This window comes from Microvirga sp. ACRRW, assembly GCF_022346925.1.
Classification (GTDB): Bacteria; Pseudomonadota; Alphaproteobacteria; order Rhizobiales; family Beijerinckiaceae; genus Microvirga.
In genome coordinates, this window is record NZ_JAKRNJ010000002.1 from 341,465 (window position 1) to 366,387 (window position 24,923).

Genomic DNA, 24,923 nt, shown 5'->3' on the forward strand with positions numbered 1-24,923 from the left:
GTGCCTATCTTCCTTGAAGGTTAGGACCATGACAGCCTCGATTTCTTCCAACGTTCCACTGACCCAGCCCCAGGCTTCCCCCATGTCCTTCTCCGGACGCCGGGGCGAGTTCCTCAAGATGCTGGTGGCCGGCAGCCTCTATCAGATCCCTACATTCGGCTTTTACCGCTTCTGGCTCACCACGAAGCTGCGCCGCCACCTCTGGGCCAATACGCAGGTCGAGGGTGAATCCTTCGAGTACACCGGCACGGCGAAGGAATTGCTGGTCGGCTTCCTGATCGCGCTTGCTGTTCTCGCGCCGCTCTACATCGCGCTCTTCGTGGTGTCCCTGGCGTTCGAGGAGATTGCGGCCTTCGCGAGCGTTCCGCTGATTCTGATCCTCTATGTGCTTGCGCATTTTGGTAGCTATCGCGCGCGCCGCTACCGCGCGACGCGCACCGTCTTCCGCGGCGTGCGCTTCTGGATGAAGGGTAGCGGCTGGGCTTATGCCTTCCGCGCCGTCCTGTGGGACATCGCCACGATCGTCACGGTCGGCCTCGCGCTGCCGTGGGCCATGGCGAGCCTCGAGCGCTACCGCATGCGTCACACTTATTTCGGCACCGTTCAGGGCGATTTCTCCGGTACGGGCTGGTCGCTGTTCAAGCGCGGTTGGTGGGTTTGGGCGCTCGGCATCATCCTGATCGCCGGCTTGGCCTTCGGCAGCACGGACATGTACAGCTCCCTTGCCGAAATGGATCTCGATCTCGGAGAAGAGATGGACGGAGCAATGGGCGCAGCCTATTTGGCGACTCAGATCGCAGTCGGCGGTTTGCTCCTGATCTACATCGCTCTCGCGCCTCTCGTGATGGCGATCTTCACCCGTTGGCATCTGGATGGCGTGCGCTTCGGCGAGGCTGCCGTGTCGAGCAAGCTGCGGATCGGCACGTTCTACGGCCTCTTCTTCAAGACGCTGTTCTCGTCTATCGGCTTCATGATCGCTTTCATCGCTGTCTTCGCCCTTGGCGCTTTTGTCCTGAGCCTCGCTTTCCAGGATGCCATGAATGACATTCAGGCCGGTGAGTGGACAGCGGGAGCCATCGTGATCAGCCTTATTGGCGCGATCGCCTATCTCGTCTTCCTCCTCGGCTTCGGCGTCATTCAGCGCTACTTCTACGGTCGCGGTTTGTGGGCAGCCATCGTCACGACGACAGCTGTGTCGAACCTGCCTTCGCTCAATGCAGCCGTCGCCGCGGGCCGGCCTTCCGGTACCGTGGGCGAGGGCCTTGCCGACGCGCTCGACTTCAACGTCGGCATTTAAGGTGAACCATGATGGATGCGGTGTTCTATGACGGAGTGAGCGCCCGGCGACGGGACGTCACTCTCAAAGTCACCGCATCCAGTCTCGACATTCATGAGGGAGGCGAGTGGATCGCCTCCTGGCCTGCCGGAGATGTCCGGCAGAAGGATGCGCCTGAGGGCGTGTTGCGCATCACGCGCGAAGGCGGACCGGAACTGGCACGTCTCGACGTGGCGAACCCCGCCGATCAGGCGGCCATCCGGCTCCATTGCCATCGCCTCAATCTGCCCGAACACAAGGAGCGCACGGGGCGCATCGTGTTCTGGTCCGCCGCGACGGCCATCTCGATCATCCTGTGCGTGCTGTTTCTCATCCCGCTTCTCGCGGAGACGCTCACGCCCGTCATTCCCGTCGAATACGAGCGGCGCATCGGCAAGGCCGTGGACAATCAGGTCCGCGTCATCTTCAAGGGCAAGATCTGCGATGCGCCGGAAGGCACGGCCGCTCTTCGCATTCTGACCGAGCGCCTGAGCAAGGCGAGGGGCGTCGAGATTCCCCTCGATGTGGCGGTGCTGGAATCCAAGGTGCCGAATGCCATCGCCCTTCCCGGAGGGCGGATCTACATCTTCCAGGCCCTCCTGGACAAAGCCGATTCCCCCGATGAGCTCGCTGGCGTGCTGGCCCACGAGATCGGGCACGTGGTCAATCGCGACGGGCTTCGCAAGCTCATTCAGTCCAGCGGCACCTCCTATCTCTTCGGCTTGCTCTTCGGCGATGTGACGGGCGGCGGCGCTATCGTGCTGGCCAGCCGCTATCTCGTCGACAGCGCCTATTCCCGCGACGCGGAAACGGCGGCGGACGATTTCGCGGGCAAGACCATGGTCACTTTGGGGAGGCCCGCTCATCCCATGGCGCTGTTGCTCAAACGCATCGAACGGCGCGAAGATGACGAGAAGGAAGCCGAGAAGGGGAACGAAAAACGCATTCCCGCTTTTCTGTCGACCCACCCGATCACCGATCAACGCCTGAAAGCTTTGGAAAAACAGGTCCCCTCCCAGTCCGGCGAGCCTCTCCTGACGCAAGGGCAGTGGCGCGCGCTCAAAGAGATTTGTAAGACCTCCTGATGCGTCGTCTCATTATCGAAGAACCCTATTCCCGGCCCGCCCGATGGTCTCCCATGCTGGCTTGGTTCGCGCTTGTCGTGACGGTTCTGTCGGCGCTGCTGATCCGCTTCAACCGCATCGATTATCAATCCGGCTTCGTGGCGCTGGGGCTTGGACTGGTCATCGCGCTCATCGCGGTAGCGCTCTCTCTCGTCGCCTTCATCCGCATCTGGCAGGAAGGCCGCCGGGGCTTGGGGAGCGCGATCAAGGGGATGATCTTGGCGGCCCTCGTTCTCGGCTATCCGGCGTTTCTGGGCCTTAAAGCCGTGACGTTGCCGGCCATCAACGATGTCTCCACCGATACCGAGGACCCGCCCGCTTTCTCGCGTTCGCGCTCCGCGCTCGATGCCCGGCAAGGCCGCGTTCCGCCCGAGGTCGGGCCCGGGGACCGCGAACTGCAGCGCGAAGCCTATGTGCAGATCGCGCCGCTGACCCTCGACATTCCGCCGGAAGATGCCTTTCCCCTGATGCGCAAGGCTGCCGAGGATCTCGGCTGGCAGATCATCGAGGCCGTGCCGCCTGGTGGGCGGACGGGAATAGGGCGGCTGGAGGCCGTGGACCGCAGCATGCTCCTCAAGCTCCCTGAGGACATCACCGTGCGCATTCGTCCCCGCGTCGACGGCACCCGTATCGACATCCGCTCCGCCTCCCGCATTGGCCATCATGATCTCGGCACGAATGCCGCTCGGATCCGCAAATTCCTCGAAGAGGCCTCCAATCTCGCATTGGCGGTAAAGTAGCCCGCATCAGGCCGGGCGGTATACCCCGCTCAGGCTCGGCATGCCGTCCGTGACGGCGAGTTCCTTGGCGACCAGATCTTCCAGATGAGCAAAGACGGAGAGGCCCGCGGCATTCACGAGAGCGGGGTTCAGGCCCTGATAGATCGCGGCGACGATCTCGGGGATCGTGCGGTCGCCTGCATTCAGCCTGTTGAGAATCGAGGCCTCGCGCAGGCGGCGGTGATGAGCGAGCGCGCGCACGAAGCGCTGGGGCTCCTGCACCGGGCCGCCGTGGCCGGGCCAATAGACCGTTTCCTCCCGGCCCTTCAGCTTGTCGAGGGAAGCCATGAACTCGCTCATGGAGCCGTCCGGCGGCGCCACGACGGTTGTCGCCCAGGCCATCACATGATCGCCGGAGAACAGCGCCTTCTCCTCGGGTAGGGCGAAAGCGAGGTGATTGGCCATGTGGCCGGGGGTGGCCAAGGCTTCCAGGGTCCAGCCGGGGCCTTGCACCGCCTCGCCCTCGGCAAGTTCCCGGTCGGGGGCATAATCCTTGTCGGAGCTTGCCTCCAGGGAGTTCACCTCACCGCTGAACAGGGGCCGGGCGCTGCGGTGCGGGCTGCAGCCGACGAGGAGCGCGCCCGTCGCGGCCTGAATCGCCCGGGCGGCGGGGGAGTGGTCCCGATGGGTGTGGGTGACGAGGATATGGCTCACCGTCTCGCCTCGGACTGCGTGGAGCAGGGCCTCGATATGCGCCGGGCTGTCCGGCCCCGGATCGATGATGGCGACCCGGCCCGAACCCACGATGTAGCTGCAGGTGCCGGTGAAGGTGATCGGGCCGGCATTGTCGGCGACGATTCGGCGGACGAGGGGGCTCACCTGGAGGCATTCGCCCGATCGGGCCGGTGGCCGAACATCGAAAGTGAGGTCGTCTGCCATCAGGGATCCTTGGAAATCTGTGCCGGTTACGGACATCTTAGCCGTTCGACTGCTTGAGACACCGGCCAGACCCACCTATAAGGCTTACCAAGCCGCCCGCGAAAGGCGGAACATCTGGAGTTCATTTCATGACGACTGGCGCTTCTTCGCTGTCTTCTCCCTCGACCCTCGTCGGCCTCCTCTGGCCGTCCAAGGACGATGCCCGTTTCACCGCCCTGCGCGCCATCGTCCTGATGGCTGTGGGTACGGCGCTTCTCACCCTTTCCGCCAAGGTCCAGGTGCCGCTGCCTTACGTTCCCATGACGCTGCAGACCCTGGTCGTGCTGATCATCGGCGCATCCTATGGCTGGCGTCTCGGCGGCGCGACCGTCGGTCTCTATCTCCTGCAGGGCGCGATGGGCATGCCCGTCTTCGCAGGTCCCGTCGCCGGACCGGCCTATCTCATGGGCCCCACAGGCGGCTTCCTCTTCGGCTTCCTGGCCGCCGCCGTCGTCATGGGCTTCATGGCTGAGCGTGGCTGGGACCGTTCGCTCCCGCGCGTCATCGTGATGATGACCATCGGCCATGCGGTGATCTTCGCTTGCGGCCTGACCCAGCTCTCGCTGGTGATGCCCTTCTCCCAGGCCTGGACCGTGGGCGCTGCCCCGTTCATCGCCGCGACCGTGGTGAAGACAGCTCTCGCCGTCGCCCTGATGCAGGCCGCCTGGTCGGTGACCCGCCGCGGCTGAGTTTTCAGCGCATAAAGACAAAAAAGAAGCCGCCTTCGGGCGGCTTCTTTCGTTTTGGAATTGGCTGGCGGTTTTTAGCCCGCCGAATGCACGAGCCGGAGATTGGGCTTCGACTTGATGCTGTTGTGGCGGAAGGTGACATCCGCCCATTCCTCGTCGCCGCCATCCTCGATGATCCGGTAGCCCATCTGTTTGGCGATGGCCTCGACCTGTCCGAGATTGGCGCGCGAGATCCAGCGCGAGAACTCAAGGTTCTCCTGGTCCATGAGAACGGCGATCATGCCGATCTCGACACCCTGATCGAAATCTTCGCTGCGGCCGGGAAAACGCAATCTCAAACCCTCATCGAGATGAATATGTCGCATGGTGGGAGCCCCCAAATCGCCGTGTGCGGCATTCTTTTGTTGAAGTGTAGCAACATTCCCGCCGGACAGGAAGGCGGCATGGACGCGCAGCAACGCAACAAAACTTGGCCGTGGTGCAAGAAGAGCCGGAACCCTCCTCAGAACCGCTCATTAGCCTTCCAAGAAATCCTAGAGAGAAATCCCGGAGGCGACCCCATGACCGAACGCAAAGTGACGGCCTTTTTCAACACCTACGATGAAGCGGCCAAGGCCGTGCAGCGGCTGGAGGCGGCCCACATTTCCCATGTGGAGATCAGCCTGATCTCGAACAACGCCGATGACGTCTCCTCGCATCACGCCAAGCGTTCCTTCGACGAGGAGGGCGCGTCGCATGAATTTGCCGGGGCAGGTGCTGCGGCAGGTACGATTGCAGGAGGAGGGGCCGGGCTTTTGGCTGGGCTCGGCACAGTGGCGGTTCCTGGGCTCGGGCCGGTGATTGCGGCAGGATGGCTCGTGTCGACGCTGGTCGGAGCAGGGGCGGGGGCGGCCCTCGGCGGACTCATGGGCGCGCTGGCTGATACCGGGCTCAGCGAGGACGAGGCCAAGGCCTATGTGGATGGCGTCCGCCAGGGCGGAACCCTCGTGACAGTGCGCCTGGACGAGAGCGATATGAACCGCGTGGTGGATATTCTGGACGACGAGGGGCGCATCGAGCCTGGCAGGCCGGAAAGGGATTGGCGTTCGGAAGGGGCCGCTCCGCCCATCGGTGCTGCGGCCTCCACCACCACGGGCCTGATCACGGACCTCATGCCCAATCCTCTCGACGAGGAGGATGACCACACGCTGCATGTGGAGCTCGAGGACGAGCGCGTGCGGCGCATGACGGGTTCAGGGAAAGACGAGACCTAAACAAAAAAGAGAGGCCATTCCGGCCTCTCTTTTCTTTCAAGACGATGCGATGTTTCAGCGGCTGTTGCGCATGGCGCTGTCCAGGCTCCAGACACCGCCGCCGGCTGCCACGAAGTAGAGAAACACGAAGCAGTAGAGAATAGCCGCGTCGCCGCCGTTCAGCACGGGGAAGACGCTCTTGGGAGCATGGGCCATCCAATAGGCGGCTGCCATCAGGCCCGAGAGAACGAAAGCCACGGGGCGGACGAAAAGACCGAGCAGGAGCAGAGCGCCGCCGAAGAGCTCGAGCATGCCTGCAATCCAGGGCAGAGAGAACATTTCCGGCGAAAAGCCAGCCGGAAAGCCGAGGATCTTCTGAGTGCCGTGAGCCATGAAGATCAGCGCCGAGACGATGCGAAGGATGCTGAGGAGGCGCGGCGTCCATGCGGACTCGAGCGAGTGGGTATTCATGTAATCGATCTCCAGTGAATGAGGTCATGGCGCCGAGGGATGGAAGCGCCTGTTGCGGGGCCCGGCTTAAAGGCCGCGCTTCGTGATGACTAGGTGCGAATGCGCACGCTTCAGTAACGAATTGCTTACCATGTCCGAAGGCCGCGTTGATCGTTCTCGCTCATCAGGCGTTCTCCTTACGTCAACAACATGGAGGCTGCCATGACCATCCTCGATCCCCGAACCGGCCAGCTCGTCACGATCGACCTCAAGCCGCGTCCTCGTCCCTGAGACGGAGTGCATGGTCTTCAGCCACTCACTGCGTATCCCTTCAATTTCAATTGTTCTTTTCTCTGCTCGTCGCTCATCGCATTGCTTAAAAGCCTGAAAGCATGTGCGAAACATCACCTCTCATCATCGTGACGCAGGGTTCCGGGAAGCGGACCGGAACCCAAGAGCTGCGCCTGCATTGGCCTTGCAACGGCAAGATCCGGTCAGCTTCGTGGCCGAGTTCTTTTATTGGCCGCGCTCCGGACATCGCAGCGTAGAAACGTAATTTTGCAGAGCACGATCAATTTGGGAGAGTGAAATGGCGCTGACGGGCCGCTTTAACCTTCGTAAGACCTTCACGGGACGTATTGTTTTGCAGGTGGAGGAGGAGGTGCAGGGCTTCTGGGGTCGCATGACAGGCCGCCCCAGGCTGCACCGCCGCTGGCGGGATGCCAATGTGCTCGATCTTGCCGCCCCCGAGCTGCGCTCCCTGGTCGACCTGCGCTTCCGCCCCCGTTACATGCCTCAAGGTCAGGAGCCTGCCCAAGACGGGCAGAAGGCCCAGCGGCAGCTTGACGCCGTCCCCGCTCAGACGCTCCATTACGAGACTTACGACGAGAACGGACGCTTCTCGACGCATTGAGGAGCGGTAATTCAAGATATGGCGAGCGCCCGGCAAGAGCGCTCGTCCTTTTTTATCAACAAAGCTAGGGATTTAATCGTTATAGCCTGCCGTCCGGCGGGCGTGTCGTCTTGTTGACAGCATATGGGAAGGAATGTAGCGAACGCGAGGTATTCGCGAAACGAGATAAAATAGAGAAATACTATGTCGGGGCCTCTTAAATCGGTTGCTGCAAAAATTTTCCGAATCCCACTGCTGGGATATGCGGCTCGCTGGGCAGTGGCTCTGGTCAAGTTGCCCAGGCTCGTTTTTCACCTTCGTCGCCAGGGCGATGCCATGGCTGCAATCGACGCGCGCATCAATGCTCTGTCCGACGATCTAAAAGGGCCGGTCTCGGAACGGACGCGAAAGCTCGAGAACCGTACGAAGCAACTCGAAGAGCGCCTCAAGAATTTCGAGCAGGCGTGGAATCAGCAGCTGCCTGCCTTCCTGAACTCCGTGACATCGGTTGGCGCCTTTGGCCATGAACTCGGCCAACAGCGCGATCAGCTGGCACGGATTTACGAGCACATGGATCGCCAACGTGATCAATCGGCCCAGGAGCGCCAGGAAGTTGAGCGCGAGCTGGCCCGGCAGCGCGACCGCCAGGAGTTCATCCGCAGCGAGATCATGTTCGAGATGAAGTACGCCGCTGATGCGGGCGCTCCCGGGACTGGTCACAAGGAGGCGGTCGAGCCGCGCGTCGTGAACGAGACGAAGCTGCAGGACGCTCTCAAGGAGGGGTTGCGGATCAACCTCGGTTGCGGCCATGTCCCGCTGAACGGTTATATCAATGTCGATATGCGCGCGCTGCCGAATGTCGACATTGTTGCCGAGGTTGGCGATCTTCCTCTGCAGAAGGGATTGGCCCAGGAGGTCTTTTCGGCGCATGTCCTCGAGCACTTCCCGCAGGAGGAAATGCGCCGCAAGCTCCTGCCTTACTGGCGAGACCTCCTTGCTTCCGGCGGCACCTTCCGGGCCATCGTGCCCGATGCAGAGGCCATGATCGCGAAGATGGCATCCGGAGAATATTCTTTCGAAGAATTCCGTGAGGTGTTCTTCGGCCTTCAGGAATATGAAGGCGACTTCCACTTCAACATGTTCACGCCTGCGAGCTTGCGCATTCTCTTGGAAGAGGCTGGCTTCAAGAATATTGAAGTCCCCGTGCAAGGGCGTCGGAACGGCAAGTGCTACGAGTTTGAGATCAGGGCTGTCAGGCCGTAAGCCGCGGGGACAGTCCGATGTCGAAGAAAGTATCCATCGCTATCTGCACGGATGGCCGTGTCGAAAGCCTGCGCACCACGCTGGCGAGCTTGCGGCAGCTTGATTACCGAAACTTCGAGGTATGCGTCGTCTATGGCCCTACGCCTGACGGCACGCGCGAAATGCTGGAGAGCTGGCCCGATCCGCTGAAGGTCGCCGCTTGTCCGCTGCGCAATCTCTCGATGTCGCGCAACATCGCTATCGAACTGTCGGCTGGCGATATCGTAGCCTTCCTGGATGACGATGCCATTCCGGAGCCTGAATGGCTGGGACAGATCGTCGACGCTTATGCCGATGACAAGGTCGGTGGCGTCGGCGGCTTCGTCCACCATCACGATGGGGTGCTTTACCAGTGGCGCTACGGCACGACCGATCGCCTCGGCCGTGCTGATCGAAAGCTAGACCGTGCTACGCCGGAGTACAATTTTCCGCTCTCGACGAACTTTCCTCATCTGCTGGGCGCCAACAGCACCTTTCGCCGAAAAGCTCTGATCTCCATCGGAGGCTTCGACGAGGAGTACGACTATTTCCTTGACGAGACCGATCTGGCTTGCCGGCTGATCGACGAGGGTTGGCACATCGCACAACTCGATGGCGCAGTCGTGCACCACAAGTACATGCCGAGCGCGATCAGGACTGAAAAGCGTGTGCTCAGTTCTTGGTATTCGATCATCAAGAACAAGATCTATTATGGCTTCGTGAACAACAAAGGGCATCACGGCACCAAGGATATCATCCAGGAAGCGACGAGCTTCATCGATGGGCTGCGCCGGGATCTCGAATGGGCCATATCCGAGAAGCTTTTGCCTTCCGAAGATCTCGCTCGCTTTAACAATGAAGTCGAGCGCGCTTGGAACGACGGCTTGCGGCGCGGGCTTTCCATGCAGCGCCGTCTGCTCACGGCTTCCCGGTGCGATGCTGTCCCATCTTCTTTCAAGCCCTATCTGAAGGGCGCTCCGACGCAGAACGCCAAGACCTTCTGCCTTCTGACGCGCGAGTATCCGCCCACCAAAGTGGGTGGTGTCGGCCGCTATGTTCATCAACTCGCGAAGGGCCTCGCAGATTTGGGCCATCATGTTCATGTCATCACGGCGGGTGAGGGGCATGACCGGGTCGACTGGGAGGAAGGTGTATGGGTCTACCGGATCGCCTCACTGCCCAAGGTAAAGGAACAGGCCGCGACCGCCGCAGGTCCTGTGCCGGAACACATCTGGTCTTATGCCGCATCGCGGCTGGCGTGGCTGGAGAGGATCGCGGCTCGCCGCCACGTGGATTGCGTCTATTCTCCGATCTGGGATTGTGAGGGAGCCGCCATTCTCCGTGATGGGCGTTTTCCGGTTGTCCTTGGACTGCAAACGACTCTGCAGTTCTGGCTCGACAGTCATCCTGAGCAGCGTGAGAGCGAGAGCTTCATGACAACTTTCGGGCGTCCGATGCTCGCGCTCGAAAAAGAGATGCTGCTCGACTCACATGCGATCCATGGCATCAGTGCCTCGATCGTAAAGGAGATCGAAGCCGCCTACGATGTGGATCTGAGCCAACGTGCGGCCGTTGTGCAACTCGGTGCCGAAGATTATGCCGCTCTTCCGAAGCAGCCTGCTCCTGCGCTTGTCGATGGCGTGAGCCGAAGGGTGCTCTTCGTCGGGCGCCTCGAAGCGCGAAAAGGAATCGATGTCCTTCTCGACGCGGCCGTAGAAGTGCTGACAGAGTATCCGGACGTACAGTTCGATATCGTCGGGAACGACAAGATCCAGGCCCATGCCGGCAAGACCTATCGTGAGCTTTTCGAAGAGCGCGATCTTGCCGAGAGCATCAAGCGCCGGATCGTCTTCCACGGCGCTGTTTCCGAAGAGGAATTGCGCGGCTTCTATGACGCCTGCGACATCTTTGTCGCCCCTTCGCGGTTTGAATCGTTCGGCCTGATCTTTGTCGAGGCAATGACCTTCGCCAAGCCTGTCGTCGGTTGCCGTGCAGGAGGAATGCCCGAGGTCATTCTTGATGGAGAAACCGGCCTGCTGGCTGAGCCTGGCGACGCGCAATCACTGCGGGAGGCCTTGAAAAAGCTCCTCAATGATCCATCATTGCGTAGCAAGATGGGACATGACGGACGCCGCCGTTATGAGCAGAGCTTCACGGTCGAGCGTATGGTTAAGGATACAGCAGAGCTTTTGGTGGCCCACAAGAGACAAGCGGCGAGGGCTATGCGCTCATGAAGCCTCTCGTGACGATCGTCGCATCGATTGCCGAGAGGTATGATGCCATCTCAACAGCTGCCTGGAATACCTATAAGGCGCTTGCTGACCAGGATGCCTGGGATGTCGCTATCATTGCAGGATCCAACACCTTCTGCGATCTGCCTGTGCGGATTGTACGCGGTGCCGGCGGTCTGCTGATTGAACCTGCGTTTCGGGATGCAGATCTTCTGATCTATCACTTCGGGACATATCATCCCTTCTTCGACACCATCTCAACCGGCAACGGAAAAGCGAAGAAGATCGTTCGCTTTCATAATATTACTCCGTCTGAATTCGTGCCGCCGCAGTCCCGTCCCCTCATTCATAAAGCTTTTCGGCAAGTCCATAATCTTCAACATGCCGATCATATTTGGGCTGACAGTCAGCTTAACGCCAATGTCTTGATGGAACGGGGCATTAATCCCGGTTTGATCGAAGTGCTTCCTCTGACCGTAGAGACGCCTGCGCTGCTGCAGATGCGGGACAAGCACAACAAGGAGCTGGAGCTTCTGTTCGTCGGGCGGGTGGTTGAATCGAAGGGTGTGCTCGATTGTATCGAGGCTCTTTCGGCTCTGCGAAATTCCGGCGTTGCCTTTAATCTGTCGATTGCAGGAAGCCTGACATTCGCCGATCCGCAATACATTGCGCGATGCAAGGCCCGCGTCGCCGAACTGTCACTTGAAGATTCCGTGCAGTTCCTGGGCACTTTGGATGACGATGCCCTCGCAGAGGCATTCAGGAAGGCCGACATCTTTGTCATTCCCTCATATCACGAGGGTTTTTGCGTTCCCGTGGTCGAAGCGCTGCGCGCGGGATGTGTTCCGGTTGGCTATGCCGCCGGCAATCTTCCCTATATCACCCACGGCTTTGGGCGCTTAGTCACTCCTGGTGATTCTGCAGGGCTGGGAGCAGCCATCCTTGATGTCCAGGAAGGCTTGAAGGCCGCTCATCAGGATCACTCGCAGCCGTCCCTGAAATTGGATCGAGGGACGATGAGTGCTTCCGAGTTCGACCGGGCCACGAAAGACTATGTGACGGCCTTTACGAAGAGCCGTGTCTATGCGGCTCATGTCGATAAGGTGCGAGAACTCCTCGTCGGCACGGGCAACCGGTAGGTTTGCTCGACTCTGTATCTGCCGACCGAGCCCCCATCAGACTTCTCCGCGAAACAACTCGATATGACTTGCGTGCGATTAACGGTCGTGAGGCGCCGTCCTGTCAGTTGTCGGTGTTTAAGTTGTTTCCGAAATGAGGACGCCACGTATCAGTAGAGGCTCTTCATCAGAATAGAAGCGAATTTCGAGACCATCAACATCATGAGGGAGGGTGAATTCGATAGAGCCAGCCGCGATGCATTCATGCTTCTCGAAGCTAAGAGATTGTGAATGTGTGGACCCGATGTCGAAAGTAATCTTGCGCTTAGGATCAACGAGATCAGGGTCGAAGTCGAAGCTGAGGTTGTATGTGCCGCGTTTAAAAGAATGGTATGGTCCGTAGACCGCGATACCATCCACATTCTGCTTGTCTTCAACGCAAATATGCGCAGCGCCATTGATCAACATGATCCGCGAAGGAGCGACATAGGTAAAGTCGTCTGGGTCAAATGCTGTAGTTCGCGAACCCGCAGTGGATGACACTAAAGCCCTTAGCCGCGGAAGGCGAGTATTCCGCCCCGCAAGATTAGCGCGTTCAAGCCAGTCAATTCCAAGCGCGTTTCCTGTGCTGCGCCAAGCCAATTGCCAACCTTTTTTTGCCTTACCCGCGCCAGCGAGATGAATGAACCACCCGAAGCGATCGTCCAAGAAAGTCGCCGGATCAGGGATAAAATTGAAGTCGTACGGCAAATTGAAGAAAGGGCGCCCTTCGTCAAAAATTGCGGCATTCACGGCAGAATTCTCGTGCCTCGGCAGTCCGAGGTGGTAGCGAGCTTTGCCCTTTTCTAGAATATTGTAGTGCGCTCGAGGCAGAACCAATACGCCAGAGTTGATATACTGATGGGGCGGAGGCGATTTGATGCCGTGATGAGCGCGATACTCGGCGTTCAGCCCATTGCTCATCTCCACAAAGGTGCGGTCTTGCCTCCATGCTCCTATGTGATCGCTCGGGACAACATCAAAAATATCCGGTGAGCCGGGCCTGATAACGATATCCGTATCTAACAGACATACACGGTCAAAGGCATCAAACTCAGGACGGACGAGATATTTTAGGGCGGCCGGGGGAGTGTCGTCGCTGAAATGACGAACGATATGCTTGGCGCCGATTTGGCGAGCGTAGGCGGCAACACTTTCGCCTGTGATCTCGAATTCCCAATTGCCGACGCTGCCACTTACAACTTGGATGATGGCTCGCCGTTCTCCGCGCCGATCCGGTAGCGGCTTCGTCACTAACGGCTTCCGGAAAACACGAAACTGACCGACAACCTCCTGGGTCTCAAAGAGGTTCTGCATCGCTGTATATCTGGCCCGCGCGTGGTCGTTAACCACGACGATCGCTCCAGGGGCGGCTACGAGTGCAGCTGTCAAAGCGCATTCAACGCGCCGCCGGCCATCTACAAAGATAAAATCGAACTTACGTGCCAGGCCGAGCGGGTAGCTCCCATACGCATATTCTGGATCGGCTTGACTCTCGCTAGGCCCTTCAAGATCGAACCATCGAAACGCAACACGATGCGACTGAACGGACTGCGCGACTGAGATCAGATGTTCTTTGTGATTGTCGAGCGAAATTAAGCTGCCTTCATATTCGTCAGCAATCTCAGCAAGCAGCCGGGTGCTCTCACCAGCTCCAAACCCCAGCATTGAAATTCCAGGCTTGGCAACACTTCGCGCGAGGGTCTGTAATTCCTCGCCAAAGGTTTCACCATATCGTCCTTGGATCTCATCGATAAAGGTCGTTTGGCTGCCAGTCATGCCCGCACTCGAGTGTTCGCTGAATGATGTGGCTGTCAGCATAAGCTTCCGGCCTCAATCTGGGGCGAAGTAACAACAAAGGGGGCTATCAATGTCAAGTTGACTTCAGAGCCAGAAACGGCTGCGCTGTTTTGCTTATCGACTACAGCTTTTTTGTTTCAGAATGGCCGGGCGGTTCCACTCATGAGTTTGCGGCGAAATACCAGCGCCTCAGTAAGCAGGAACAACTTTCTTCGAGAGAAAAGGGGCGGGGATGAGCGGAATCCACCGCGGATCTCTTGGGGAGGGGCCTTGATGATCAACTAAGAAATGGTCGGAGTGATAGGATTCGAACCTACGACCCCCTCGTCCCGAACGAGGTGCGCTACCAGACTGCGCTACACTCCGACACCGATTTTTCATCGGGAAGGCCGGTCTTATAGCGGCGGCTTGCCTGGGCCGCAAGGGGAGATTTGCAGCTCTTGGCAGATATCTTTTCCAGAGGGGTCGGCCGGTAAAACCGGTTGCCAGGGACGGCTCAGCCGATTATGTACACGCCCATCATTGGGGCGTCGCCAAGTGGTAAGGCAGCGGTTTTTGGTACCGCCATTCCCAGGTTCGAATCCTGGCGCCCCAGCCATCATTTCCTTCAAATCGTTGATCGAACGGCTAAGCTGGTCGCCGCTGAGGCAGCCCTGTGCACGCTTCTTGAATCGCTGGCCATTCCTTTGGGGAATAAAGGAATGGTGTAATCTTCGCCGGGATACATTATAGCTGAGAAAAGGGCAGGGCTCCTGCTCGCCATTGAACCCATCGTCGGCAAGTACCTGCCCAGATTGCCTGAATTGCTCATGTCCGGATTGCTGCAATCCCATTCTTCTTCTGCCAAGCCTTCCTCTGCCAAGCGCTTCCTTGTCACTGGAGGGGCCGGTTTCATCGGCTCGGCGGTCGTGCGCCGTCTCATCGGCAGGACACCTCATCAGGCTCTGGTGGTGGACAAGCTGACCTATGCGGGCAATCTCGATTCCCTGGCTCCGGTTGCTGGCGATTCCCGCTATGCGTTCGAGCAGGCGGATATCGCGGATGCGGATCGGATGCGGGAGATCATCGCGCGTTTCGCGCCGGATGTGGTCATGCATCTCGCCGCCGAGAGTCATGTGGACCGCTCCATCGACGGGCCAGGCGAGTTCGTGCAGACCAACGTGGTCGGCACCTTCGTCCTGCTGCAGGAGAGTCTGCGTTACTGGCGGGAGTTGAGCGGAGAGCGGCGCGAGAGCTTCCGATTCCACCACATCTCTACTGACGAGGTGTTCGGGGCACTGGGGGGGGAGGGCTTCTTCCATGAGAGCACCTCGTACCAGCCGACCTCGCCCTATTCCGCCTCCAAGGCGGCGTCTGACCATTTCGTCCGGGCCTGGCATCATACGTATGGCCTGCCTGTCATCGTGACGAACTGCTCCAACAATTACGGGCCTTATCACTTCCCCGAGAAGCTGATTCCGCTGACGATCCTCAATGCGCTGGAAGGCAAGCCGCTTCCGGTCTACGGCAAGGGGGAAAACGTACGCGATTGGCTCTATGTCGATGATCACGCGGAGGCGCTGATCCTGGCTGCCGAGAGAGGCAAGGTCGGCGAGAGCTATAATATCGGCGGCTGGAACGAACGCCGGAACATCGACGTGGTGAAAGCCATCTGCGCTCTGGTCGACGAGCTTGCGCCCGATGCCGTCATCGGGCCGCGCGAACGCCTGATTACCTATGTCGCCGACCGCCCGGGCCATGATTGGCGCTATGCCATCGATGCCTCGAAGATCAAGCGCGATCTCGGCTGGAGCCCGGCGGAAACGTTCGAGAGCGGCCTGCGCAAGACGGTGGCGTGGTATCTCGAAAACCGTGCATGGTGGGAGCGCGTGCGCTCCGGCGTGTATAGGGGCGAGCGGCTTGGCGTCATCGCCTGAGCCGATGGAGGGAGCTATGCTGGAGATCGAGCCGACAGCCATTCCGGATGTGAAGATCCTGACGCCGAAGCGTTTCGACGATGGGCGCGGATTCTTCTCCGAGGTCTACAGCCGCAGGCGGCTCGAAGAGGGCGGACTGAACCTCGATTTCGTGCAGGACAATCATTCGGTGTCGAAGAATGTGGGCACCATCCGGGGGCTGCATTTCCAGCTTGCGCCGTTTGCCCAGGACAAGCTCGTTCGCGTGGTGCGGGGACGCATTCTTGATGTTGCCGTGGATCTGCGCCGCTCCTCGCCCACCTACGGCCAGCATGTCGCCGTGGAGCTGTCGGCCGAGAACTGGCGTCAGCTTCTGGTGCCGGTTGGTTTCGCGCACGGCTTCTGCACGCTGGAGCCCGACACGGAGGTTCTCTACAAGGTGACGGCCTATTATTCGGCCGAACACGATCGCGGGCTTGCCTTCGACGATCCGGCGCTCGGCATCCAATGGCCCATCCCCGTGAAGGATGCGATTCTGTCGGACAAGGATCGCAAGCAGCCGCGGCTCTCGGAGCTGCCTTCGGTTTTCGATTGAGCGCGGACGCTGCTCTTAGGTGATGTGAAAGGAATTCGCGTTGAAAGGCATCATTCTGGCAGGTGGAAGCGGAACGCGGCTGCATCCGATGACCTTCGTGACCTCGAAGCAGCTTCTGCCGATCTACGACAAGCCGATGATCTATTACCCGCTCACCACGCTGATGCTGGCGGGCGTGAAGGAGATTCTCATCATCTCGACGCCCGACGATCTGCCGCGGTTCCGGCAGCTTCTGGGCACGGGTGAGCAATGGGGCATCAGCCTGTCTTACGCGGAACAGCCGAAGCCGGAAGGGTTGGCACAGGCCTATGTGATCGGCGCCGAGTTCGTGAACGGCGATGCCTCATGCCTGATCCTGGGCGACAACGTTTTCTACGGCCACGGCCTGCCGGAGATGATGCGCTCCGCCGCCAGCCGTCCGGGAGGGGCGACGATCTTCGCTTATCACGTCAGCGATCCCGAACGTTACGGCGTGGTGGATTTCAACGGCGAGGGAAGGGCGGTTTCCATCGAGGAGAAGCCCGCAAAGCCCAAATCGAGCTGGGCGGTCACCGGTCTTTACTTCTACGATGCGCAGGTGGTGGAGATCGCATCCCGCCTCAAGCCCTCGGCGAGGGGGGAGCTGGAGATCACCGACGTGAACCGCGCCTATCTCGATATGGGCTGCCTTCACGTGGAAAAGATGGGCCGTGGCTTTGCGTGGCTCGATACCGGTACGCCGGATGCTCTGATCGAAGCTGCCGGCTTCGTGCGTGCGCTGGAGCAGCGCCAGGGCTTTCGCATCGCATGCCCAGAGGAAATCGCCTTCAACCTCGGCTGGATCAGCCGCGAGCATCTCATGGGGTTGGGGAAAAGCCTCGAGAAGAGCAGCTACGGGCAATATCTCCTGTCCATTGCCGAGGGGCAGCACTAAGGCGCTGCCAGGATACCTCTTCCTCACAGGGAGGAAGCAAAGGCGTCCTGACGGTGTATTGACTTGGCTCACCCATCTCCCGACTATCCCGCCCCATCCGACAGGGGCGTCCGAACGCCCGAAGACACGAAAAACAGGCAAACGATAAATGAATACGGTTCCCGGAACGGCCCCATCCTCTCTGAAGTTCGGCACCAGCGGATTGCGAGGCCTTGTTGTGGAGCTGAATGGCGTCCCGGCCTTTGCCTATACACGCGCTTTCGCCGAGATGCTCAAGGAAGACGGTTCCGCCGCTGCGTCCAAGAATATCGTCCTGGTCGGTCGCGATCTGCGCGAGAGTAGCCCGAGCATCGCGCAGCTCTGCTGCGCGGCTTTGAAGGAATCGGGCCTCATTCCCCTCGATTGCGGTGCGCTTCCGACGCCGGCGCTCGCCTATCACGGCATGCGCTTCGGCCTGCCGGCAATCATGGTCACCGGAAGCCACATCCCGGAGGACCGCAACGGCCTGAAGTTCTATCGAGCACAAGGCGAGATCGACAAGAAGGACGAGGCTGCCATTCTCGCGTGGCACGCAAAGCTCAACATCACCACCGTGCCCGCGAGCGCGCGCGACCTTCAGGCGGCAAAGCCCGAGATCGATCTCATTGCGGCCTATCATCAGCGCTATCTGGATTTCTATGGCGCCGGCAGCCTGTCCGGCCTGACCGTCGGCGTCTATCAGCACTCCTCCGTCGCGCGCGACGTGATCGTGCAGATGCTCGAAATGCTCGGCGCGCGTGCTGTTCCGCTCGGACGCGCGACGAGTTTCATCCCGGTGGATACGGAAGCCCTGCGCAAGGAAGACGAAATTCTCGCCAAGCAATGGGCCGGCGAGCAGAAGCTCGATGCGATCGTCTCCACGGACGGCGATGCTGATCGTCCGCTGATCTCCGACGGTGCGGGCGATTTCCTGCGTGGCGATCTCGTGGGCGCGGTCACGGCCAAATATCTCGGTGCGGATGCTATCGTGACGCCCGTCACGTCGAACTCAGCCCTGGAAGCCTCGGGCGCGTTCAAGAGCGTTGTCCGCACCAAGGTCGGCTCGCCTTACGTGATCGAGGGCATGGGCGAGGCCGCGCGCTCCGGCGCCCGTGCCATCGTGGGCTTCGAGGCGAACGGGGGCGTTCTGCTCGGCTCCGAGATCGAGCGCAACGGGCGCAAGCTCGCGGCTCTTCCGACGCGCGACGCCATGCTGCCGATCCTCTGCGCGCTTGCATCAATCATCGACCGGAAGAAGCCGCTGTCGGAAGTCGGTGCGGACTTCGCCTTCAAGGCCGCGGCGAGCAACCGTCTCCAGAACATCCCGGGTGAGAAAAGCGGCGCCTTCATGCGGAAGCTGCAGGATGACAAGGCCTATCTCGATGGCCTCTTCAGCGATCTGGGCGGTGCTGCGGGCTTCGACGGGCGCGACGGTCTGCGCATCACCGCGAAGAACGGCGAGGTCGTTCACTTCCGTGCATCCGGCAACGCGCCGGAGCTGCGCGTCTATGTGGAAGCGGGAACGCCGGAGCGCGCAGAGACCCTGCTCGCCTGGGGGCTCGACCTTGCAGGGCGGCAGGTGGCTTGAGCCCGGTTCAGCAGGAAAGACGGCCATGACCTGGAAAGTGGAGCGGTCCCTTATCGTCTTCCGTGACCGATGGGTGTCCTTGAGGGCGGATGATTGTACGACGCCGAAGGGTGTCGATGTCTCCCCCTTTTATGTGCTGGAATATTCGGACTGGGTGCATGTGGTCGCCATCGATGCCGATGAGCATATCGTCCTGATCCGGCAGTACAGGCACGGTTTGGGAGTGTCCAGCCTGGAGCTCCCGGGCGGCGGCATGGATGCTCGCGATGAAGGGCCTGTCGCTGCCGCCATCCGCGAGTTGGCCGAGGAGACCGGATATACGGCCGCCTCCTGCAGGCTCGTCGCCAGCCTTTCGCCCAATCCGGCGACGCATAACAATCGGGTGCATGTCATTCTGGCGGAGGGGGCGGCCCTTACCCAGCCTCCGGCCCCCGAGGCGGACGAGGACATTACGGTCCTGCGCGTGCCGGTCAAGGAAGCGGTCCGTTCGGCGCTCGCAGGAGAAATGGTCCAAGCCCAGCATGTGGGATTGCTGATGATCGGGCTGAAGGCCGCAGGTCTCCTGGAGAAGGCGCTCGGGCAGGAAGAGGCGTGATGCTTTCGTGTTGTTCGGGTAAGACTTTGATATAAAATATTTTTTCCATGTCCCGCCCTTCTTTCAGAGGGTAGGGGAGAAATGTAACAATGGCTTAATGATGTTGACGCGCAGGTCAGCTGCATTGTATCTGCATCCCCCAAATTCAGGCGGTTTTCATGCCTTGTCAAACGGAGCATTTTGCTTCCCAGGCCAAGAACTGCCGCGAACAACTGCCAAGGATGGCTGGCGATTTATCCCGACCTCTGAGCTCCGTGCTTGCGGTGTGCTCTTGATGCTTGAAACAGGAAATTGAACGATGGGTACGAAAAGAGCGCTGATCACCGGCGTGACGGGACAGGACGGGGCTTATCTCTCGAAGCTGCTCCTCGATCAGGGTTATGAGGTCCATGGCCTTCTGCGCCGCAGCGCCTCGGCGGACGTGATCGATGCCCGCCTGAAGTGGATCGGCGTGGCCGGCAAGATCACCCTCCACGACGGCAACCTGACCGACCTTTCGGGCCTGATCCGCGTCATTCAGGAAGTTCGTCCGCACGAGGTCTACAACCTCGCCGCGCAGTCCTTCGTGAAGTCCTCTTGGCAGCAGCCGCTCCTGACCGGCAACGTCACGGGCATGGGCGCTGCCAATATGCTGGAAGCCGTGCGCATCGCTGCCCCGGAGTCGCGGTTCTACCAGGCTTCGTCGTCCGAGATGTATGGCCTGATCCAGGAGCCGATCCAGTCTGAGACGACGCCGTTCTACCCGCGTTCGCCTTACGCCGCCGCCAAGCTCTATGCACACTGGATGACGGTGAACTATCGCGAGAGCTTCGGCTTCCACGCCTCGAGCGGCATTCTCTTCAATCACGAGTCGCCTCTGCGCGGCATCGAGTTCGTGACCCGCAAGATCACGGACGGCGTGGCGCGCATCAAGCTCGGCATGCAGGACAAGCTCGCTCTCGGCAACCTGGACGCTACGCGCGATTGGGGCCATGCCCGCGACTACGTGAAAGCGATGTGGCTGATGCTCCAGCAGGACACGCCGGACGATTACGTCGTCGCCACCGGCCGTACCACTCCCGTGCGTGAGTTCTGTGAGCTAGCCTTTGCGCACGTGGGTCTCAAGATGGAGAACCACGTGGTCGTGGACGAGCGTTATCTCCGCCCTGCCGAAGTCGATGTACTGCACGGCAATCCGGCCAAGGCCAAGCAGAAGCTGGGCTGGGTGGCTGAGACATCCCTGGAGCAGCTGGTTGCGGAAATGGTGGAGGCGGATCTCGTTCGCCTGAAGCGCCAAGAGCATCTCTGATGCACTCACGGGGAGAGGGGACACGGGTTCTGATTACCGGCGCGCGGGGGTTTGTCGGCCCCTACGTGATGGATGCCCTTCGCCGCATCTGCGGAACTGACGTCGCTCTCTTCCCGACTGCCAAAGACGCGGTGAACGATCCGGCGCTCGGACCCGTCCTGGCGCTGGACATCACCGATCGGGCATCCATCGAGGATGCCCTTTTTCGCTGCGATCCGACGCACGTGATCCATCTGGCCGGTATCGCGGCGCCCGCTGCCGCGAGCGCCGATCCCGATGCCGCGTGGCATGTGAACGTGCATGGCACGCTCAATCTGGCCCGCGCGATTCTCGAAAAGGCGCCTCGCTGCTGCCTGCTCAATGTGGGATCGGGCCTGATCTATGGCGACAGCGCCAAGGCCGGGCAGCCTCTCGATGAGCATTCATTGGTCGCGCCCCTCGATGATTACTCCGTGACGAAGTCTGCCGCAGATCTTGCATTGGGCGCGATGGCGCGGCGCGGCCTTAAATGCGTGCGTTTCCGCCCCTTCAACCATTCCGGCGCAGGCCAGACCGACGCTTACGTCCTTTCGGCCTTCGCGCAGCAGATCGCACGGATCGAGCAAGGTCTCGCCGAGCCTGTGATGATGGTCGGCAATCTCGATGCGGAACGGGATTTCCTCGATGTCCGGGACGTCGCCGATGCCTATGCTTTAGCCGTGAAGAAGAGCGATGTTCTGGAGCCGGGATGCATCATCAATATCGCATCCGGGACCTCCAGAAGGGTCGGCGATTTGCTGCAGCAATTGTTGTCTCTGAGCCGCGTCAAGATCACGGCGGAGGTGGATCCCGCACGGTATCGTCCCAGCGATCTGCCTCGCGTTGTCGGCAATGCGGATCGTGCGCGTCAAATTCTCGGCTGGGCTCCGCGCTATTCCATCGAGCAGACGCTTGCCGCCATCCTAGATGATCATCGGGCGCGCCTGGCGCATCATTGATGGTAAGAGAAATGACCGGGTGGCTTTTTTCAACAACGCAGGCGAAGGGTTTCCCACCCGGTTGCCGAATTGATAGATTGTAGGCGGTTGAGCCTCATTCCAGGCTTTTCTCGCGGGCTGAGCATCTACGTGGCCAGCGGGTAAGGCACAGGAGTTTCGTATGTTATTCAGACCCGGCTCAAAATTGCGCCGCGTGATTAGGACGACACTCGCCACGATCGTATACCGGATCGAGGAATACCCTGCCTTTGCCTCTCTCGTGAAGCGGCTGGTCCTGCGCGTGCCGGTGGTCGGATCGAAGTTGCGGGCCGCGATGATGCATCAGCGCGCGCTTCGTTTTCTTCCGCCTCCAACCTTCTCGGAGGACGGGCCTGCCGACCTGTCAATGGCTTCCCACTCGACGCGCCTTTACTACCGGCGCTTGATGCGGGCCCGCAACAATCTCGAAAGCGGCTCTCTACCGGATGCGGGAAGGGGCGCTCTGCCACGCCTCGCCTACATCTCGCCGATGCCGCCGGAGCAGAGCGGGATCGCGGATTACAGCGCAGAGTTATTGCCGGAGCTTGCCAAGCACTACGACATTGATGTCATCGTCGTTCAGGATAAGGTCTCCGATCCCTGGATCAACGAGCATTGCAACGTGCGCGATCAGGATTGGTTCGAGCGGCACGCGCATGCCTATGATCGCATCGTTTATCACATCGGCAACTCGATCTTTCATTTTCACATGCTGCGTCTTCTGGAGAGATTCCCGGGAGTCGTGGTGCTGCACGATTTCTATCAGAGCGGATTGCTCGCCCATCTCGAAGTACAGAACATTCTGAATGGCGCTTGGTCACGCGAGCTCTATCACTCCCATGGCTTCGCGGCTCTGCTGGATAGGTTCGGCCGCAAGACGGAACTCGCGACGGTCCACGAATACCCCGTCAATCTGTCCGTTCTGCAGAACGCCCAGGGAATTATCGTTCACAGCAGCTACTCGAAGAAACTGGCGGAAAGCCGTTACGCAAAGGGCTTCGCTGATGAGTGGATCGTCATTCCCCATTTGCGGCATCTCCCTCAGGAACTGAACCGTAAGGCGATGCGGGATGCCCTCGGATTCAAGGAGGGCGACTTCCTGATCTGCTCATTCGGCGTGCTGGGAGAAGCAAAGCTCAACGAGCATCTGTTGCAGGCATGGTTGAACAGCCCACTGGCAGACGACGAGAATTGCTATCTCGTTTTTGTCGGACAGGAATGCCAGGACGAGTCCTGCGTCCGGCTGCGCAAGGCCATCCAGGAATCGAAAGCACGAAAGCGCATTCGCATCACGGGCTTTGCGCCGGCTGAGCTCTATAAGCAGTATCTGCAGGCGGCGGATATGGCGGTGCAGTTGCGCTCGCTCTCCCGCGGCGAGACATCCGGTACCGTTCTCGATTGCATGGCTCACGGAGTGCCTACGGTCGTCAACGCCAACGGCTCCATGGCGGAGCTGCCTCGGGATGCGGTCGTGATGCTGCCGGATGAGTTCGCGATAAGCGATCTGTCCAACGCCATCATCACGCTGCACGAAAGCCGCGCCCGACGGCAGGAGCTTGGAGAGAAGGCGCGCGAGGCCATCAAGCGCGATTATGCTCCGGATCACATCGCCAGCCAGTACACCAAGGCGATCGAGGGATTTGCTCAATCGGCGCCTGCCTCACATGACGTGCGCGCCCTGGCGGAGCGGGCCGCATCGCTGATGCCGGCCGAGACGGATGATCCTGTGTGGCTGAACGCTGCCCATGATCTTGCGCGGGACAACCCCGTCAGGCCCGGCGAACGTCAGCTCCTGGTCGATGTTTCCGTCCTGGCGCAGGACGATTATCGCACAGGCATCCAGCGTGTCGTCCGCGCGCAAGCGATGGAGCTTCTGAACAATCCTCCCGCAGGCTTCCGGGTCGAGCCGGTGCGGCTCAACTTTGCGCATGATCGCTGGCATTACCGCTATGCCAGGGAGTTCACCGCATCCATGCTGGACCTTCCCGGCAGCATCCTGGAGGATGAGCCGGTCGAAGCCGCCGAGGGCGACATTTTCTACATGCCGGATTATTGGACCGAGGGAGTGACCAAGGCCACTCAAGCCGGTGTCTATGCCGATTGGCGCGCTCGTGGCATTGAGACCAGCTTCCTGATCCACGACATCCTGCCGCTTACGATGCCTGAGCATTTTCCCGATTGGGGATCGGACGAGCATTCTCTTTGGCTTGGCAGTCTTGCCGACAGCGCCGACCGGCTGATCTGCATCTCCCAGGATGTCGCGGATTCGACACGCAATTGGATCGAGAAGTACAAGCCGAAGGCCCTGCGGCATCTTGAGTTTGCCATTCTACACCATGGTGCGGACATCGAAGCCTCGGCGCCCTCGAAGGGACTTCCGGATGACGCGAACGCTGTCCTGCAGGTGCTCAACTCCCGTCCCAGCTTTCTGATGGTAGGTACCATCGAGCCCCGCAAGGGTCACATGCAGGTGCTGGATGCTTTCGAGCTTCTGTGGAGCCGGGGGATCGATATCAATCTCGTGATTGTCGGCGCCGAAGGCTGGAAGAACATCAAGCCTGAGATGCGCCGCACCATTCCGCAGATCGTCAAGCGGCTGCGCCGGCATCCCGAAGCAGGCAAGCGCCTGTTCTGGCTCGAAGGCATCAGCGATGAGTATCTGGAGAAGGTTTACGCAGCCTGCTCGTGCCTGATCGCATCGTCGGAAGGAGAAGGGTTCGGCTTGCCTCTGATCGAGGCTGCCCGTCATGGCATTCCGATCCTGGCACGCGACATTCCCGTGTTCCGTGAGGTTGCGGGCGAACATGCCAGCTATTTCACGGCCAGCACCGCCAAGGATCTCGCGCAGGCTCTCACGGATTGGCAGAAGCTGTTCAAAGAGGGGCGTGCCCCGAAGTCTCAGAATATGCCATGGATGACCTGGGCCGAGAATGGCAAGAAGCTCAAGAGCATCCTGCTTTCATAGCCCGGAGACATGCAGTTCCAAGCAAAGGGGCGCTCTCAGAACCTCTGAGGAGGCTTCCTCGGTGGTAAGGCGGCTGTAACCTAAGAATTGTAACAAGTTGCATCAGGCTATCTCCTCTATTAAGGAGGCAGCTTCTGCCCCTAAGATAGAGGCACAATCGGTTTGCCGTAAGCAGTCTCTGGCTACTCACTTCGCGTGCTGCA

The 24,923-nt window shown here is 60.1% G+C and carries 21 protein-coding genes and 2 tRNA genes; 18 read left to right on the forward strand and 5 right to left on the reverse strand.

What is annotated here, in order from left to right; translation table 11 throughout:
- Positions 1-28 precede the first annotated feature (28 nt).
- The 3 genes from MHY87_RS05890 to MHY87_RS05900 are packed head-to-tail and all read left to right on the forward strand — an operon-like array spanning position 29 to position 3,179.
- A complete protein-coding gene (locus tag MHY87_RS05890; RefSeq protein ID WP_239350343.1) occupies positions 29-1,297 on the forward strand; it encodes a DUF898 domain-containing protein in 1,269 nt (422 codons plus the stop codon).
- Positions 1,298-1,305: 8 nt separating this feature from the next.
- A complete protein-coding gene (locus MHY87_RS05895) occupies positions 1,306-2,400 on the forward strand; it encodes a M48 family metallopeptidase (RefSeq protein WP_239350344.1) in 1,095 nt (364 codons plus the stop codon).
- Complete coding sequence (locus MHY87_RS05900) at positions 2,400-3,179, forward strand: DUF1499 domain-containing protein (RefSeq protein ID WP_239350345.1); 780 nt, start codon at positions 2,400-2,402, stop codon at positions 3,177-3,179. The genes MHY87_RS05895 and MHY87_RS05900 overlap by 1 nt, the downstream gene beginning before the upstream one ends.
- 6 nt (positions 3,180-3,185) lie before the next feature.
- On the opposite strand, the gene MHY87_RS05905 is transcribed toward MHY87_RS05900, so the two are convergent.
- The gene (locus MHY87_RS05905; protein WP_370644848.1) at positions 3,186-4,133 is read right to left on the reverse strand and encodes an MBL fold metallo-hydrolase; all 948 of its coding nucleotides are present in this window, start codon (positions 4,131-4,133) and stop codon (positions 3,186-3,188) included.
- Positions 4,134-4,225: 92 nt separating this feature from the next.
- On the opposite strand from MHY87_RS05905, the gene MHY87_RS05910 reads away from it, so the two are divergent.
- A complete protein-coding gene (locus MHY87_RS05910; protein WP_239350347.1) occupies positions 4,226-4,825 on the forward strand; it encodes a biotin transporter BioY in 600 nt (199 codons plus the stop codon).
- Positions 4,826-4,899: 74 nt separating this feature from the next.
- On the opposite strand, the gene MHY87_RS05915 is transcribed toward MHY87_RS05910, so the two are convergent.
- Positions 4,900-5,190 carry a hypothetical protein gene (locus MHY87_RS05915; RefSeq protein WP_239350348.1) on the reverse strand — a complete coding sequence of 97 codons (291 nt, stop codon included), beginning with the start codon at positions 5,188-5,190 and terminating at the stop codon, positions 4,900-4,902.
- Positions 5,191-5,385: 195 nt separating this feature from the next.
- Here MHY87_RS05915 and MHY87_RS05920 point away from each other — a divergent pair, with 195 nt between their 5' ends.
- Positions 5,386-6,078, forward strand: a complete 693-nt coding sequence (locus MHY87_RS05920) for a hypothetical protein (protein ID WP_239350349.1) — start codon at positions 5,386-5,388, stop codon at positions 6,076-6,078.
- Positions 6,079-6,132: 54 nt separating this feature from the next.
- Here MHY87_RS05920 and MHY87_RS05925 read toward each other — a convergent pair whose 3' ends face one another.
- Positions 6,133-6,528: a DoxX family protein gene (locus MHY87_RS05925; protein ID WP_239350350.1), complete on the reverse strand. Its 396-nt coding sequence runs from the start codon at positions 6,526-6,528 to the stop codon at positions 6,133-6,135.
- A gap of 568 nt (positions 6,529-7,096) precedes the next feature.
- Here MHY87_RS05925 and MHY87_RS05930 point away from each other — a divergent pair.
- From MHY87_RS05930 to MHY87_RS18940, 4 genes are all read left to right on the forward strand, one after another.
- Entirely contained in the window at positions 7,097-7,420 is a 324-nt protein-coding gene (locus tag MHY87_RS05930; RefSeq protein WP_239350351.1) for a hypothetical protein, read from the forward strand.
- A gap of 315 nt (positions 7,421-7,735) precedes the next feature.
- Positions 7,736-8,662: a hypothetical protein gene (locus MHY87_RS05935; protein WP_239350352.1), complete on the forward strand. Its 927-nt coding sequence runs from the start codon at positions 7,736-7,738 to the stop codon at positions 8,660-8,662.
- A 17-nt stretch (positions 8,663-8,679) separates the two neighbouring features.
- Positions 8,680-10,914, forward strand: a complete 2,235-nt coding sequence (locus MHY87_RS05940) for a glycosyltransferase (protein ID WP_239350353.1) — start codon at positions 8,680-8,682, stop codon at positions 10,912-10,914.
- Positions 10,915-10,922: 8 nt separating this feature from the next.
- On the forward strand, positions 10,923-12,050 hold the full coding sequence (locus MHY87_RS18940; protein ID WP_239350354.1) for a glycosyltransferase family 4 protein: 1,128 nt from the start codon (positions 10,923-10,925) through the stop codon (positions 12,048-12,050).
- 117 nt (positions 12,051-12,167) lie between these two features.
- On the opposite strand, the gene MHY87_RS05950 is transcribed toward MHY87_RS18940, so the two are convergent.
- Entirely contained in the window at positions 12,168-13,847 is a 1,680-nt protein-coding gene (locus tag MHY87_RS05950) for a class I SAM-dependent methyltransferase (RefSeq protein WP_239350355.1), read from the reverse strand.
- Positions 13,848-14,157: 310 nt separating this feature from the next.
- Positions 14,158-14,234: transfer RNA gene (locus MHY87_RS05955), tRNA-Pro, on the reverse strand.
- Between the two features lie 157 nt (positions 14,235-14,391).
- On the opposite strand from MHY87_RS05955, the gene MHY87_RS05960 reads away from it, so the two are divergent.
- The 9 genes from MHY87_RS05960 to MHY87_RS06000 all read left to right on the forward strand — a co-directional run bounded on the left by MHY87_RS05960 (position 14,392) and on the right by MHY87_RS06000 (position 24,720).
- Positions 14,392-14,466, forward strand: a tRNA-Gln gene (locus MHY87_RS05960).
- Positions 14,467-14,677: 211 nt separating this feature from the next.
- On the forward strand, positions 14,678-15,784 hold the full coding sequence (rfbB, locus tag MHY87_RS05965) for a dTDP-glucose 4,6-dehydratase (protein WP_239350356.1): 1,107 nt from the start codon (positions 14,678-14,680) through the stop codon (positions 15,782-15,784).
- 16 nt (positions 15,785-15,800) lie between these two features.
- Positions 15,801-16,358, forward strand: coding sequence for a dTDP-4-dehydrorhamnose 3,5-epimerase (gene rfbC, locus MHY87_RS05970; protein WP_239350357.1), 558 nt, complete (start codon positions 15,801-15,803; stop codon positions 16,356-16,358).
- A 40-nt stretch (positions 16,359-16,398) separates the two neighbouring features.
- Complete coding sequence (gene rfbA / locus MHY87_RS05975; RefSeq protein WP_239350358.1) at positions 16,399-17,271, forward strand: glucose-1-phosphate thymidylyltransferase RfbA; 873 nt, start codon at positions 16,399-16,401, stop codon at positions 17,269-17,271.
- Between the two features lie 148 nt (positions 17,272-17,419).
- Positions 17,420-18,877, forward strand: a complete 1,458-nt coding sequence (locus MHY87_RS05980) for a phosphomannomutase (RefSeq protein WP_239350360.1) — start codon at positions 17,420-17,422, stop codon at positions 18,875-18,877.
- 25 nt (positions 18,878-18,902) lie between these two features.
- On the forward strand, positions 18,903-19,472 hold the full coding sequence (locus MHY87_RS05985; protein WP_239350362.1) for an NUDIX hydrolase: 570 nt from the start codon (positions 18,903-18,905) through the stop codon (positions 19,470-19,472).
- Between the two features lie 298 nt (positions 19,473-19,770).
- Complete coding sequence (gene gmd, locus MHY87_RS05990; RefSeq protein ID WP_239350364.1) at positions 19,771-20,760, forward strand: GDP-mannose 4,6-dehydratase; 990 nt, start codon at positions 19,771-19,773, stop codon at positions 20,758-20,760.
- Positions 20,760-21,737: an NAD(P)-dependent oxidoreductase gene (locus MHY87_RS05995; RefSeq protein WP_239350366.1), complete on the forward strand. Its 978-nt coding sequence runs from the start codon at positions 20,760-20,762 to the stop codon at positions 21,735-21,737. Before gmd ends, MHY87_RS05995 begins: the two co-directional genes overlap by 1 nt.
- A 160-nt stretch (positions 21,738-21,897) precedes the next feature.
- On the forward strand, positions 21,898-24,720 hold the full coding sequence (locus MHY87_RS06000; RefSeq protein WP_239350367.1) for a glycosyltransferase: 2,823 nt from the start codon (positions 21,898-21,900) through the stop codon (positions 24,718-24,720).
- The last annotated feature ends 203 nt before the right edge of the window (positions 24,721-24,923 follow it).

Bases quoted from the DNA above. Each gene is read 5' to 3' on its own strand.
- MHY87_RS05980 (WP_239350360.1), top strand. From the start codon at position 17,420: ATGAATACGGTTCCCGGAACGGCCCCATCCTCTCTGAAGTTCGGCACC.
- MHY87_RS05935 (WP_239350352.1), top strand. From the start codon at position 7,736: ATGGCTGCAATCGACGCGCGCATCAATGCTCTGTCCGACGATCTAAAA.
- MHY87_RS05930 (WP_239350351.1), top strand. From the start codon at position 7,097: ATGGCGCTGACGGGCCGCTTTAACCTTCGTAAGACCTTCACGGGACGT.
- MHY87_RS05950 (WP_239350355.1), bottom strand. From the start codon at position 13,847: ATGACTGGCAGCCAAACGACCTTTATCGATGAGATCCAAGGACGATAT.
- gmd (WP_239350364.1), top strand. From the start codon at position 19,771: ATGGGTACGAAAAGAGCGCTGATCACCGGCGTGACGGGACAGGACGGG.
- rfbB (WP_239350356.1), top strand. From the start codon at position 14,678: ATGTCCGGATTGCTGCAATCCCATTCTTCTTCTGCCAAGCCTTCCTCT.
- rfbC (WP_239350357.1), top strand. From the start codon at position 15,801: ATGCTGGAGATCGAGCCGACAGCCATTCCGGATGTGAAGATCCTGACG.
- MHY87_RS05940 (WP_239350353.1), top strand. From the start codon at position 8,680: ATGTCGAAGAAAGTATCCATCGCTATCTGCACGGATGGCCGTGTCGAA.
- MHY87_RS05915 (WP_239350348.1), bottom strand. From the start codon at position 5,190: ATGCGACATATTCATCTCGATGAGGGTTTGAGATTGCGTTTTCCCGGC.
- MHY87_RS05890 (WP_239350343.1), top strand. From the start codon at position 29: ATGACAGCCTCGATTTCTTCCAACGTTCCACTGACCCAGCCCCAGGCT.
- MHY87_RS05985 (WP_239350362.1), top strand. From the start codon at position 18,903: ATGACCTGGAAAGTGGAGCGGTCCCTTATCGTCTTCCGTGACCGATGG.
- MHY87_RS05900 (WP_239350345.1), top strand. From the start codon at position 2,400: ATGCGTCGTCTCATTATCGAAGAACCCTATTCCCGGCCCGCCCGATGG.
- MHY87_RS05905 (WP_370644848.1), bottom strand. From the start codon at position 4,133: ATGTCCGTAACCGGCACAGATTTCCAAGGATCCCTGATGGCAGACGAC.
- MHY87_RS06000 (WP_239350367.1), top strand. From the start codon at position 21,898: ATGTTATTCAGACCCGGCTCAAAATTGCGCCGCGTGATTAGGACGACA.
- MHY87_RS05910 (WP_239350347.1), top strand. From the start codon at position 4,226: ATGACGACTGGCGCTTCTTCGCTGTCTTCTCCCTCGACCCTCGTCGGC.
- MHY87_RS05995 (WP_239350366.1), top strand. From the start codon at position 20,760: ATGCACTCACGGGGAGAGGGGACACGGGTTCTGATTACCGGCGCGCGG.
- MHY87_RS05895 (WP_239350344.1), top strand. From the start codon at position 1,306: ATGATGGATGCGGTGTTCTATGACGGAGTGAGCGCCCGGCGACGGGAC.
- MHY87_RS05925 (WP_239350350.1), bottom strand. From the start codon at position 6,528: ATGAATACCCACTCGCTCGAGTCCGCATGGACGCCGCGCCTCCTCAGC.
- MHY87_RS05920 (WP_239350349.1), top strand. From the start codon at position 5,386: ATGACCGAACGCAAAGTGACGGCCTTTTTCAACACCTACGATGAAGCG.